The 14,903-nt window shown below is 34.4% G+C and carries 7 protein-coding genes; 4 read left to right on the forward strand and 3 right to left on the reverse strand.

The window, feature by feature from the left end; translation table 11 throughout:
* The first annotated feature begins 721 nt into the window (after nt 1-721).
* The 4 genes from ASF10_RS22345 to ASF10_RS22360 all read left to right on the forward strand — a co-directional run bounded on the left by ASF10_RS22345 (nt 722) and on the right by ASF10_RS22360 (nt 7,196).
* The gene (locus tag ASF10_RS22345) at nt 722-2,209 is read left to right on the forward strand and encodes an ankyrin repeat domain-containing protein (RefSeq protein WP_056254489.1); all 1,488 of its coding nucleotides are present in this window, start codon (nt 722-724) and stop codon (nt 2,207-2,209) included.
* Nucleotides 2,210-2,282: 73 nt separating this feature from the next.
* On the forward strand, nt 2,283-2,762 hold the full coding sequence (locus ASF10_RS22350) for a DUF2271 domain-containing protein (RefSeq protein WP_056254493.1): 480 nt from the start codon (nt 2,283-2,285) through the stop codon (nt 2,760-2,762).
* Nucleotides 2,763-2,903: 141 nt separating this feature from the next.
* Nucleotides 2,904-5,093 carry a PepSY domain-containing protein gene (locus ASF10_RS22355; protein ID WP_056254497.1) on the forward strand — a complete coding sequence of 730 codons (2,190 nt, stop codon included), beginning with the start codon at nt 2,904-2,906 and terminating at the stop codon, nt 5,091-5,093.
* Nucleotides 5,094-6,188: 1,095 nt separating this feature from the next.
* Nucleotides 6,189-7,196: an FAD:protein FMN transferase gene (locus ASF10_RS22360; RefSeq protein WP_056254500.1), complete on the forward strand. Its 1,008-nt coding sequence runs from the start codon at nt 6,189-6,191 to the stop codon at nt 7,194-7,196.
* A gap of 12 nt (nt 7,197-7,208) precedes the next feature.
* On the opposite strand, the gene ASF10_RS22365 is transcribed toward ASF10_RS22360, so the two are convergent.
* From ASF10_RS22365 to ASF10_RS22375, 3 genes are all read right to left on the reverse strand, one after another.
* Nucleotides 7,209-8,435 carry a DUF4272 domain-containing protein gene (locus ASF10_RS22365; RefSeq protein ID WP_056254503.1) on the reverse strand — a complete coding sequence of 409 codons (1,227 nt, stop codon included), beginning with the start codon at nt 8,433-8,435 and terminating at the stop codon, nt 7,209-7,211.
* A 270-nt stretch (nt 8,436-8,705) separates the two neighbouring features.
* Complete coding sequence (locus tag ASF10_RS22370; protein ID WP_056254861.1) at nt 8,706-11,114, reverse strand: sugar-binding domain-containing protein; 2,409 nt, start codon at nt 11,112-11,114, stop codon at nt 8,706-8,708.
* A 199-nt stretch (nt 11,115-11,313) separates the two neighbouring features.
* Entirely contained in the window at nt 11,314-14,841 is a 3,528-nt protein-coding gene (locus ASF10_RS22375; protein ID WP_056254506.1) for a malectin domain-containing carbohydrate-binding protein, read from the reverse strand.
* Between the last annotated feature and the right edge of the window lie 62 nt (nt 14,842-14,903).

A 14,903-nucleotide genomic window follows, 5' to 3' on the forward strand; every position in this document is an offset into this window, starting at 1 on the left:
CACAAAGTGCATATAGTCAATAATTAAGTAATCTTGTAATCGAAACTTAATTTGCATTAGGGTAATAGGAATAAATAAAAGGCAGTTAAAAAAAGATAGAAATAATGAAATACAAAAATTACAGAAAAGTAAATGTGAACTTGATTTCTTTAAAAGCAAATCAATATTGATATGTCATAATTTCTAATAGTGTTATGCAGAAAATTGCAATTAAAATAGTTAAATTGTTTAGAGCAACTTCTCTCAAACAAAATGTTGATCCGTATTTTTCTCTTAATCAAGAGTTAAACTTTAGGAAGAACCAAATTACAAAAGCTATTTAAAGATTTAATTTTCAAATGGTTGCAATTTATAAAATGAAACCATTTGACCACAAATGAACAATTAGTCAAAACCAGACAGGATAAGGTTTTGAGCTTAAAAAACGAACCTTTTTTAGTTATGCAAAATTGAGATAATTCCCTAAAAAAGGATTTAATTCTTTACTGATATTTTAGAATATGCTACACCACAAAAAATAATAGTAACGGAGAAAACACAAAAATCAGAAAACTTAAGATTAAATTAAAATTGGAGTTTATTCTCTAAATAAATTGGTTTACTAATATTAATTTTTACATTTGCGTTATTTTTAATTATTCTAAATAGATCGTCGATTGCAACTGAATTTTTAGAAAATAAAAAAATCACAAACAATATTTAAAACGATAAATACCTTAATATGAAAAAGAATATTTTTATCTCTTTTGCATTAATCGCTACCCTATTTGCTAGTGCTCAACAAAAAAACATATTATTAGAACAGTCATTTTGGAAAAATGCACCAGATGTCAATGCTGTTAAATCAGAAATTGCCAAAGGAAATAATCCTGCAGAAGCCAACATAAATGCTTTTGACGTTACTGTTATAGCCATCAACAACGATGCTCCGTTAGAAAGCATCAAATTTTTATTAGACCAACCCGGAAATCCCTTAAATAAACCTACTCACGATAACCGTATTTATTTGCATTGGGCAGCCTACAGAGGAAATACAGCATTAGTTGAATATCTTATTGCCAAAGGTTCAGATGTTAATTTTGAAGACAGCCACGGTACTACTCCACTTGCTTTTTCAGCCGGAAACGGACAATTAAATCCCGCTGTAGCAGAAGCTTTTTTTAAAGCAGGAATTGATCCAAAGAAAAAATACTCAGATGGCGCAAACCTGTTGCTTTTGGCAATTCCGTTTGATAAAGACCTAACACTTACTGATTATCTTATTACGAAAGGTTTATCATTAAAAGATACAGATACAAAAGGAAGCACCGCATTTGACTATGCTGCAAGAACAGGAAACGTAACACTTTTAAAGAAGATAGCAGCAAAAGGAATCAAACCTACAGACAACGCACTTTTTACAGCAACACAAGGAAGCCGCAGAGAAACTACTCCGCTCGAAACCTATAAATATTTAGTAGAAGAAGTAAAACTAAAAGCAACGGCTACCAATAAATCCGGAGAAAACGTATTGCACCTTTTGGCAGGTAAACAAAATCAGGCTGAAATAATTACCTATTTCTTATCAAAAGGAGTTGATGCAAACAAAATCAATAATGAAGGAAATACACCTTTAATGATTGCAGCAGGAAGAGAAATTACGACTTTAGAAAAATTAATCCCTGTAACCAAAAATATAAATTTACAGAATACAAAAGGAGAATCGGCTTTGACATTTGCTGTTAGATCCGGAAGTCCCGAAGCAGTTTCAGCACTTTTAAATAAAAATGCAGATATAAATGTAAAAGATAAAGACGGAAATAATCTAGGCGTTTATTTAGTACAATCCTATCGTCCCGCAGGACGCGAAGTAACTGCAACAGATCCTTTTGAAGCTAAAATAAAATTACTTCAGGACAAAGGATTAAACCTTGCTGCTGCCCAAAAAGACGGAAGTACCTTATATCATTTTGCTATTCCAAAAAATGATTTGGCTTTGCTAAAAAAACTAACTCCTTTAAATATCGATGTTAATGCCAAAAATAAAGATGGAATGACAGCTTTGCATAAAGCAGCAATGATTGCCAAAGACGATTCTATTTTAAAATACCTAATTTCTATTGGCGCTAAAAAAGACATCAATACAGAGTTTGACGAAAGTGCGTATGCTTTGGCAAAAGAAAACGAATCATTAACCAAAAAGAACGTTTCAATCGAATTTTTGAAATAAAACTTCTTGAAATTCCACCCGATAATTATCCGGAAATCAATCTGAAATTTAAAATATAACATCTAAAATCCTCATGAAATCAATATTCAAAATAGCCCTTACAGTTGCATTAATTTCTTTAATTTCCTTTCAGGCATCGGCGCAAAGCAAATACAAATGCATGCTGCAAATGGCAAACTATATGGGAGAAGGCGCATATATCGTCGTTTCGCTAATTAATCAACATGGAGAATACGAAAAAACACTTTATGTAATGGGCGACGATAAAAAATGGTACAAATCATTGAAAGAATGGAATAAATTTCAAACTTCAAAACCGGCAGATATCAGTGCAAAAACAGGAGCCTCAGTAACTGGCGGAGATCGCAGCATTACAACCATAGAAATCGAAGATTCTAAAATTAATAAAGGATACAAACTTAGATTTGAATCAGCTGTCGAAGATCAAAAATATTATGTAAGCGATCTTGAAATTCCATTAACAACCGAAGGTTTAGCAGATAAAACAGAAGGAAAAGGATATATCAGATACGTAAGATTAAACAAGATTTAATACTTTCTATCTAAGCAATTTTTTAAAATTTGCCACAGATTAAAAGATTAAAAAGATTTTCTTGCACTACGAAATAAAATCTATAAAAATCCTTTTAATCTGTGGAAAAAAAATAGCAATTACATTTCAATAGATTACTCAATGACTCTTTCTTTTTGGCGTTACACACACTTGGCTTTGGCCTTGTTCTCTTCTTTGTTTTTAATTTTAGCTTCAACAACAGGTATTATTCTGGCAGTTGATGCCATGCAGGAAAAAACACTTCCGTACAAAGTAGAAAATTTCGATAAAATAACGCTCGGAGAAACTTTATCCCAATTAAAAAAAGAATATTCAGAGATCACAGAGTTAACAATCGATCACAATCAATTTGTAACACTTCAGGCAATTGATGAGAACGGCAATGATATCAATGCGTATATAAATCCTAAAACAGGTAAACAATTAGGGATTCCCGTAAAAAAAAGTGAATTTATTCAATGGGTAACCGGCTTTCACCGTTCGTTGTTTCTACATGAAACCGGACGTTTTTTTGTAGGTGTTATTTCGTTTTTGTTACTATTAATTGCTATTTCAGGTTTTGCTCTCGTTTTAAACAGACAAAGAGGAATCCGTAATTTTTTCTCGAAAGTAATCAAAGAATATTTTGCACAATATTATCATGTTGTATTAGGAAGATTAGCCCTGATTCCTATTTTGATTATTGCCCTAACCGGAACCTATTTATCCCTGGAAAGATTTAATTTTTTCATGGCAAAAGAAAAGAACCAAAAAGAAAAAACAGAGATTATAAAACCTTCAAAAGGCAAAACTACTTCTATATTCGCAACCACATTTTTATCTGACGTAAAAAAAATTGAGTTCCCCTTTACAGATGATCCTGAAGAATATTATATCATTCAGTTAAACGATCGCGAAATCGAAGTCAATCAGGTTACAGGAGCCGTTGTCACAGAAAAACGTTCTGCAATAACTGCTCAATTATCAGATTTGAGCCTGAATCTTCATACCGGAAAAACCAACATGTTTTGGGCTTTTATTCTCGCACTTGCCAGTATTAATATCCTCTTTTTTATCTATTCAGGTTTTGCAATTACCTTAAAACGAAGGTCAAGTCGAATAAAAAATAAATTTAAAGCCAGCGAGAGCAAATTCATTTTATTAACAGGTTCTGAAAACGGAAGTACTTTAAGATTTGCCAATGCGATACTGAAACAATTAATTGCGCACGGCGAAAAAGCTTTTATTGCTGAATTGAATAGTTATACCGTTTTCCCTAAAGCCCAACATATTATTGTTTTCTCCTCTACTCACGGATTAGGAGACGCACCTTCTAACGGAAATAAATTTTTATCGCTCTTAAAAAAATATCCGCAACAGCAAAAAATCAATTATTCAGTAGTTGGTTTTGGCTCGAAAGCCTATCCGGATTTTTGCGAATTTGCTTTTGAAATAGATAAACAATTAGCAAACCAAAACTGGGCAGAACGCACATTAGACATACAAACGGTAAACGATAAATCAGCCATTGAATTTGTGGAATGGATAAAATTATGGAGTACCAAAACCGGAATTCCGTTATCCACAACTCCGTCCTTATACAATCATGTTCCAAAAGGTTTGCAAAAACTAATGGTTTTAGATAAAACGCTGATTTCTGAGAACGAACAAACTTTTATTCTGACATTAAGAGCCAATGCAAGGGCAAAATTTAGTTCAGGAGATTTACTGGCCATTTATCCCGCAAATGACACCAGAGAACGCTTATATTCTATTGGAAAACATACGGGAAATATAAAACTCGTTATAAAATTACATCCTCACGGATTGGGTTCTGAATTTCTAAACAACCTCATTCCCGGAAATACGATTAAAGCCAGAATCATTAATAATAAAGCTTTTCATTTTCCTGAAAAAGCACGAAAAGTAGCCCTAATCTCAAACGGAACCGGTATTGCGCCTTTCCTTGGAATGATTGAACAGAATAAAACGAAAACCGAAACGCATTTATATGCCGGTTTTAGAATGGAAACCGAAACAGTTACAGGCTATAAAAAGTTTACATCAGAAATGATCGAAAAGCAAAAACTCCAAACTTTTCATTTAGCTTTATCACGCGAAGCAGAACATTTTTATGTAATGGATTTAATCAAACGTGACACTGATTTCTTCATTGATTTATTGCAACATGGCGGTGTAATCATGATTTGTGGTTCCCTTGCCATGCAAAAAGATGTGGAAACAATTCTCGATAAATTATGTGCCGAAAGAAAAATAAAAAGCATTGCCGATTATAAAGATAACGGTCAGTTATTGACAGATTGTTATTAGAATATAGATTGTAGATTTTAGATTGTAGATTGTAGATTGTAGATTTTGCAAGTCCCATCGGGACGACATATTTATAGAAAAAACATATCGAAACAACAAAGTGCCATCGGGACGACATATTTATAGAAAAAACAGATATAGAAGCAGCAAAGTCCCAGCGGGACGACATATTTATAGAAAAACACATATCGAAACAACAAAGTCCCATCGGGACGGCATATTTATAGAAAAAAAATATCGAAGCATCAAAGTCCCAGCGGGACGACATATTTATAGAAAAACACATCGAAACAACAAAGTCCCATCGGGACGACATATTTATAGAAAAAAATATATGTGCAAACGACAAAGCCCCAGCGGGACGACATATTTATAGAAAAACACATATCGAAGCATCAAAGTCCCATCGGGACGACATATTTATAGAAAAACAGATATAGAAGCAACAAAGTCCCATCGGGACGACATATTTATAGAAAAAACATATCGAAGCATCAAATCCCAGCGGGATGACATATTAATAGAAAAAACAGATATAGAAGCAGCAAAGTCCCAGCGGGACGATATATTTATAGAAAAAAACATATCTAAGCAACAAAGTCCCAGCGGGACGACATATCTATAGAAAAAAACATATCAAAGCAACAAAGTCCCAGCGGGACGACATATTAATAGAAAAAACAGATATAGAAGCAGCAAAGTCCCAGCGGGACGACATATTTATAGAAAAACACATATCGAAGCATCAAAGTCCCAGCGGGACGACATATTTATAGAAAAAACATATATAGAAGAAGCAAAGTCCCAGCGGGACGACATATTTATAGAAAAACACATATCGCAGCAGCAAAGTCCCAGCGGGACGACATATTTATAGAAAAAAACATATCGAAGCAACAAAGTCCCAGCGGGACGACATATTTATAGAAAAAATATCAAACAAGGCATGTCATTTCGAGAAACGAGAAATCACACACGGGATTCCTTAAAAGAGGATCGCCAATCTTTGTCGAGTTTCGAGTGTGATTTCTCGTTCCTCGAAATGACAAAATAAACGCAAATATTATTACGAAAATAAATGTTTTTAAAAATATAATGAATAAATCAATCCTATATAAAATTCTATTTTTCTCTGTAATAATTTCGAGCTTATCTGTTAACGCACAAATTTTACGCAAAAGAACAACCTTACTAATGGGAGGACGTTTTGACATTACAATCGTTGCAAAAGATTCCCTTACCGCAGAACAAAACATCGACGAAGTAATCGCAGAAATTACCCGAATTGAAAATTTAATCTCCGACTGGAAACCGGATTCTCAAGTATCTCAGGTCAATCAAAATGCCGGAATAAAACCCATAAAAGTAGATCGTGAAGTCTTTGAATTAACAAAAAGAGCCATTCAGTTTTCTGAAGCTACAAAAGGCGGTTTCGATGTAAGTTTTGCCGCAATGGACAGAATCTGGAAATTTGACGGATCAATGACTGAAATGCCATCGGCGGAAGCCATAAAAAAGTCAGTAGAAAAAGTAGGCTACAAAAACATCATTTTAGATTCGGTTCAATCAACGATTTTCCTAAAACTAAAAGGAATGAAAATCGGTTTTGGCGCTCTGGGCGAAGGATATGCAACAGATAAATGCCGAAACATGATGCTCGCCAAAGGAATAAAAGCCGGAATTGTAAACGGTTCCGGAGATATGACCGCGTGGGGAAAACAACCCAACGGTAAAGATTGGAATATTGGTATGACAAATCCGTTTCATCCCGATACATTATTTGCAGTAATTCCTTTAAATAATGGCGCCGTAACGACATCCGGAAGTTATGAAAAGTTTGTTGTTTTCAACGGAAAGCGATATTCACATATCATAAATCCCGCAACAGGTTACCCCGCAACAGGATTATGCAGTGTGTCGGTTTTTGGTCCAAACGCAGAAACGGCAAACGGATTAAGCACTTCGTTAATGGTTTTAGGACAAAAAGAAGGTCTTATACTCTTAAAAAAATATCCGGAATACAGTTGCCTTATAATTACAGATAACGGTAAAATCGTGAAATCAAAAAACTTTAAAATCAGGAAATTTAAGGCAAACCTCTAGAGCATTCATATCCTAGGTATCACAAGTAATATAATCCCAATCCTGCTCCATATAATTTATTAGCCAGTTTAAGGCATATTGTCTTTCGTAAACAATTCCGGGATTAATCCCTTCAATTTCTCTTCCGTTAATTCGTTCATCAACACAAGCCCAATTAAATCTGTAATACAAATCATTAACATCTAAAATTTCACTTTTAGAGCGTATTGAAACTATCGAATCAATAAAAACATTAGGGTCTTTATCCTGTCCAACCGGATAATCATCAGGATCTATATTTTCAAGATCACAAAATTCATCAGGAAAACCAAGCGTTTCAATTTTCTTTAAAGCCCAAATTAAAACCCATATTCCTTCGCATTTCCAGCTTTCATTTGCCTTTTTATCATCAGTAGGATTTGCCAGAAATTCTTTTTCCTTTTCAGTCGTAAAATCCCAAAGCTTATAATTTTGCAAATATTCTGTAGCTTCCTCCGGCGAAATACTATTAAAAGCAACCAGATTTACAACAGCCAAAGCACAAACCCTTTGCGCAATTTCTTTTGGAGTTCTTAAAGTCGTTTCCTCTTCAGATTCTATACAAGGTAAGTTTCTGTTGATTTTGATATTATTTTCTTCCAGAATTCTTTCACTTTTCTCTTTTCTAAGCTCTTGATCTTCTGTTAATTCATTTTGATCAGCATCATAATAAACAGAGTCAATTTTCACATCTAAAGTATCGATTTCACAATTTCCTTCAGTGTCAATAATCAAATCTAAATTTTTATCCAGAAAATGTTGTCTGTCAGATTTACTGATAACACTATCAGGCTGAACGAACAATACAGCATCAAGTTCTTTTGCTATATTTTTTATGATAGTTTGCACCTCTTTTAATTCTCCTTTTTCCTGAATAATCGTAAACTCAGAATTTAAAGTCAGTATTTTATGAAGAAATAAATCTTTAACTTTTTCATTTACAGTTGGCAGCGAATCTACAAAACCATAAAGTCCTTTTAAATTGGCTGTCAAATCAGAATCGTCAATTTCAGGAATCTGGTAAGAAGGCACCGCTCTTTCACGATACGAAATCACCAATTTTTGCGAAGAACTTAAGATTCCTCCTTTAATTTCTAATTCAAGAATATCAGATCCATCATCGTCTTTACTACCTGAAAATTTTACATTGGGAATATTAGACTGAATTATTTCTTTTATTCTTTCAAGACCCAATTGGTGTGAATAAATAGTACAAATCATTTTACGGCTTTTAAATATTATCTATGCTAATATAAGTTTAATTCTATAAAAGCAGCAAACATAATAGTTACATTCTACAATGTATTTGTACCTTTTTAAATTAATTCTCTACTTTTACTTTAGTCCAAAAAAAACAGTGCTTAACAGATTACAAGTTATAATTCTTGCTTTTTGCAATTGTAAAAATGGGAAATCTTGATGATTTAAAACAATAAACAAATTCTAAAAAAACTTAAATCAACTTATATAACTTATATGGTAAAAAAACTTTTACTGCACTTTTACTTCAATTACAGAAGCCTGTAAGACTCCCGTCTTTGCCTTTAGTTGAATATTCTCTTTCCTCCCATTCGACTGAATAATCACAATACATTTACCATTAAATAATTTACAGGAATTTGCTTTAAAAGAGTCCAGATTTGCCTGATAGCCATTATCAACGCCAACTAATTTTCCGCCGCCGGTAACTTCAAAATTGATTAAATCATTTGCGTTTGGCAATAAATTTCCATCTTTGTCAACGATCGAAACCGTGACGTAAACCAAATCATACGTATCATTTTTTATCGTCGTTTTATCAGCTTTCAAATCTATTTTAGAAGCTTCTCCAGCCGTATGAATTTCTTTTTCCAAAACCACTTTTCCTTCTTTTCTGGAAATTGCTTTAAGCGTTCCCGGTTCAAATTTTACACGCCATGAAATGTGCAAATCATCATTTTGTTTGGCTTTTTTACCAAGAGATTTTCCGTTTAAGAATAATTCAACTTCATCGGCATTATTATAATACGCCCAAACATCAACTTCTTGACCTGATTTCCAGTTCCAATGCGGAAAAATATGCAAGACCGGATTTGTCGTCCATTCACTTTGGTACATATAATACACATCTTTTGGCAAACCCGCTAAATCGATAATTCCAAAATAAGAACTCCTCGCCGGATACGGATACGGATCCGGTTCTCCGATATAATCGAATCCCGTCCAGATAAAAGTTCCCGCCATGAAATCCAGTTTTTTAATCGTTTTCCAATTCTCCTCGTGCGTTGCGCCCCAATATGATTTTACCTGATCGTAAGCCGAAACCGTCCAATCTGCATTTCCGTCAAACGGAGCACCGTCTTTTGAAGGCCACGCTTTGATTCCATCCGGAGAATCATAATGTCCGCGTGTTTCTAAAGCCGAAACACTTTCTGAAGCCAATATTTTTTGTCCCTTAAAACGTTCTGGAAAATCTTTGTAATCTTCATGTTTATAATTAAAACCCAAAAGATCCAAAGCACCGGATTGATAAATAAAATTTTTCGCAATAACATTCTCCGTCAAAGCCGAAGTTACCGGACGCGTTGTATCTAATGATTTTACAATTTGAGCTAATTCCCTTGTAATTGCAATTCCGGTAGAATCAAATTGTTCCCTGATTTCGTTACCAATACTCCACATCATTACAGAAGGATGATTGCGGTCTCTTCGTATAAAATCTTCCAGGTCCTGTTTGTGCCACGCATCCCAGTCTTTATGGTAATCATTCGTTACTTTTTTCTTTTTCCACACATCAAAAGCCTCATCCTGAACGATAAATCCCATTTCGTCGCACAATTGCATCATTTCTAACGAATGCGGATTATGTGACATTCTAATGGCGTTGGCACCCATTTCTTTTAGTAAAACTAGTTTTCTTTTTACAGCATGAATATTTTCTACAGCACCCAAAGCACCATTATCATGATGGAGACAAACACCTAATATTTTGGTGGATTTTCCGTTTAATGAAAAGCCTTTTTCAGCATCAAAACTAAAAAAACGGAAACCAAGCGGAGTCTCATAATTGTCTAATAATTTAGATTTTTCATAAATTTTCGTCACAACTTTATACAAATACGGATCATCTGTACTCCATAATTTCGGCTGATTTAAAGTTAAATTATGAATCTTTTTTTCAGAAGTTTTTGCTGCTATTTTTTCTGTCGAAGTAAAACTCGCAACCTCAATATTATCTGCATTTAAAACTGAAGTAACCAACTTAAACTCTTTTGCAGTATCGTTGTCATTATCAACCGTAACTTCTAAATGTATTTTTGATTTTTCTGCAGAAACTTCAGGAGTAGTGACATAAGTTCCCCATTTTGCCACGTGCAATTTATTGGTGGCAACTAAACGTACATTTCTATAAATTCCTGAACCTGTGTACCATCTTGAATTAGGCTGTGCATCATTATCAACTTTTACTGCAATCGTGTTTTCTTTGCCAAAATTTATATGTTTTGATACCTCATAACCAAACGAAATATATCCATTTGGACGCATTCCTAGTGAATGACCGTTTATAAAAACCTCGCTATTCTTAAAAACACCATCAAACTCAATAGAAACACTTTTGTTTTTCCAACCTGCAGGAACAGTAAAAACCTTGCGATACCAGCCTTTTCCTGCCGGTAAAAATCCCTGCGCCTGTTTTGTTTTACTGTCTTTATCAAAACTTCCTTCAATGCTCCAATCATGAGGCAATTGAACCGTCCTCCAGTCAGATGTATTGAAACTGGTATTAATTGCTTCAGGATAATCACCCAATTTGAAGTCCCAGTTTTTGTTGAAATCTTCGATGATTCTGGCTTGTTTTTGTGCAAAAATTGATATCGAAAACAATATTGTTAAAGCAATTATTATCTTTTTTAAAATCATAATATGTAAATAATCATTTTTTAAAATTCCAAATTTCTCCAATCTTGTCATGTCTGACAAACGCAACGTTTTTCCGTAGAGACGCACAGCAGTGCGTCTAACACACGTTATAGACAATTGGCACGTATACGCACTGCTGTGCGTCTCTACAATCACCTTTGTCCCTTTGAACCTCTGTTTCTTTGAACCTCAAAAAAACCTATTGAAACTCGAAATTATCCAATAACAATCCTTTCAAATCTTCCCCTTCCAAAGTTATTTTATACGTTCCTGCATTGATATATCCGCCCGAAGTAGTGTTCAAAACCTTCCATTTTTCTGCCGAAGGAAAAAACTCAATCGCATCATTTCGCATTAAAATTCCGTATGCATCTTCCATCTTAAATTTTACTTTCAATGGCGTTTCATTTCGATTCATAAAGCGGAAACGCATTAGATAGATTCCGGCAACTCCGGGTTTTACTTCAAATTCAATGCTATTATTGGTCTTTTTTGTAAACTCGATATAATCTGCTTTTTTAAAATTTCCTTTTTCGATTCCGCTTCCCGTTGTTTTCGCATTTTCTGCTTCGATAATAACTATTGGTCTAGAATCGTCTTTTTCGCCCATATCATAAGTTGGAACAACAGCAATTGTACTTAATGTTTCCGAATTATCAAAAAGAACCTTTTCTCCTTTTTTTACTTTTTTAGAAAAAATACTAAACTCAGTAGAATCACTGTTTTTAGCTTTTTCGTCTATTTTTTTATAATCCGAAAGCCAGATCAATGACTTGATTTTACTATCAGTTAAAATATAAATATCTGAATCTTCTTTTGCAGTAAAAGAACCTTTAATTTTTAAATGAGTAGAAAATTGCAAATAATCTGCCCCAAACAGTTCAGAAGGTAGTTGTATGAAAAAAACATCAGAATCTGAATATTGCTTTGAATTAATATCAAGCCAAGACCCTATTTTATTCAAACTTTTTTCACCCGAGCTTAAAACCAGATTCTGAATATTTTTAGGAGATTCGTTTGCCGGTTTTGTGTTTTTATTTTTAGTCGCAATTGCAATCGCAGCTATTATCGCCTGCGAAGCTTTTACATTTGGAAACGAAATAACAATCTTTCCGTTTTTGCTTTTTACTGCAAAAGTTTTTTTAAAGGCTTTATCATGTCCAACTTCTGACCAAATATCCAAATCTTTTAGAACTACAGTATTGTTGATTGCAACATCAAACAAACGCCAGCCTTTGCAATCTAAACCGCCACCGATTCCGTACCACGGTTCTGTAAAATATAATTCGATCAGATATTCGCCATCAGGAGCAGGAAATTCATAACTCAATTTATCAACTCCGTATCTAAAATTTTGAAATAATTCAGGATCTTTTGTACCACTTATTGGGTCAAAAGTGCTTCTTTGACTCGCGTAGAAATCCGGAAGTTTTTCAAATTTATCCGTCCATGATAAGGAACCCCAAGTATTCTGACCACTTTTATGCGTGTCTGAAAGCCATATATTACCTGATGAATCTGTCAATTCTGAACCTCCGCAATTAACTCTGTACAAATAATTATATCCTTTTTTTGGATCTAAAATATTGGCTTGATCTGTATAAAGTTCTTTAAAATTTGGTGCTTTTGCAAGTGTATTCAACATGATATAATCTTTGGCTACAGCCACACCATTTACATAACCAACAGCATATAAAACATTATACTGGATCTTAACATTGTTCCATTGAAAATGATTTCCGATTCCTGGATTTTTCAATTTTCCCAAAGAGATTTTATTGACATCGTTGAATAATTCGACTTCATCGCAATTCGAATAAACATCAATTCCGCTTTTAATTCCTGCCGAATCCCAACGACTTGGCCACGTATGTGAAACGATATAAACCATAGGATTTGTTTTGTTCGACACATAATTCGCGCGGTACATATAATACGCATCCAGAGGTTCACCCCAAATCGTAAAAAGACCTTTATAATTTACCGGACCCACTTTGTCGATATCCCTAAAACCTTCACCATTTTGAACACGTCCGGGATTTTCGTGCGAAGCAAAAAGCCAGTTGAATTGTCCTGCAATTTTATCTTTTACAGACTCAGCTTCGCGGACTTTAATTTCCATTAATTGCGAAAATCTGTTTTCGCTCAGAATTCCTTTTTGGTCAAACTCACCCTCAGTGTGTAAATCTGCTGTTCGCCATGCGCCATATTCACCGTTTAAGAGTTGTGTACTCATTTCGAGATGATATTTTAAAGGATCCCCGCCATACGTTCCGGACCAGTTTTGTACCACATTCCAATCTGTTCCTTCTCCTCCGTTGCAAGTTGTTACAATGCGTTGCGAAGCAGAAACAGGATCCATTTCGCGAATGATTTTAGTGCATTCTTCGGCAAATTCTTTCGGAATTGTACTTTCGTTTTGCAATCCCCACATTACAACCGACGGACTGTTTCTGCGTTCTTTGATCCATTCCCGTAATAAGGTTTTAAAATTCTCTTTAAATTCCGGTGTATCGTACCAAATATGAGCTGAAAACTGACTCCAAAACAAAATTCCGTTTTCGTCCAGTTCTTTTTGATACAATAAATTATGTGGCTGATGCGCTTCTCTAAAAGCATTAAATCCAGCCGCTTTTATTTGTTCGATTCTCGAATGAATCTGCTCGTTTGAGAACGAATGACTATTACCAATTAAATGTTCATATTCGCAGGTTCCGTTTATAAATAAAGGCTCATCGTTAATAAAAAATCGATTGTCTTTTCCGTCCCTGCTAACTGGCCAACTAACCCAACGAATTCCGTATGGTGTTTTTAATTCGTCTATTTTTTTTCCATTTTCATAAACAGAAGTTACCAATTGATACAAATAAGGATTCGATGGTGACCACAATTTTGGCTGAGGAATTTCAGGAAGTGTTTGTGCGATTTCTTTCGTCTCGCCTGAATTATTTTTGATTTCGCTTTTTATCGAAACTACTTTCTTTCCTAAAGCATCAAATAAGATATTTTCTATGGTTAAATTTCGGATTGCGTTTCCGTAATTTTTGATTTCGGTTGTCGTATGAAGAATTGCTTTTTGCTTAGAAGTTGAAGCATCATTCCAGATATGAACGCCAAAAGGTTCAATTCTGACTTCGTTTGTAATGACCAAAGAAACCGGTCTAAAAATCCCCATTGGCTGAGAACCTTCAGAAAATCCCCATTCGCCCGAACAGCCGCCGCAAACCCACGGCAAATCTGCAATAAATGATGGATGCGCCGCTTTGACGACGATATTATTCTCTTTATCTAAAGTAACAAACGCGGTAATATCGAGTGTAAATGTTGTTCTTCCGCCTTTGTGTTCGCCTGCTTTTTTGCCGTTTATCCAAACAGTTGCGTATGAACTGACACCTTCAAAGTATAAAAAAAGTCTTTTTCCTTTAGCCGATTTATCTAGTTTCAATGTTTTTTGATACCATGCAGTTCCGTGCAAATTGCCGTGTTTTGTTCTCCTGAAACCATAATACTGATCCCAGTTATGCGGTACATTTACTTGTTGCCATTGTGCACCTATTTTAGGATTGTTTACAAAATCATCTTCTTTTACCGGAAGCTGATCCAGAACAGTAGTATTCCAAGATGAATTCAGCGAAACTTCTTGACGAAATTCCGCTGAACTTTTATTGCTTTGACTCCAAACAAAGCAATTGTTTAAACAAAAAATTAAAAAAACTATTTTCTTCATATCCTTTTTACTTACACCATATAAGTGATATAAGATAATTTAAGCTTATTAAAACCTAATTG

It is taken from the genome of Flavobacterium sp. Leaf82, from assembly GCF_001422725.1.
Classification (GTDB): domain Bacteria; phylum Bacteroidota; class Bacteroidia; order Flavobacteriales; family Flavobacteriaceae; genus Flavobacterium.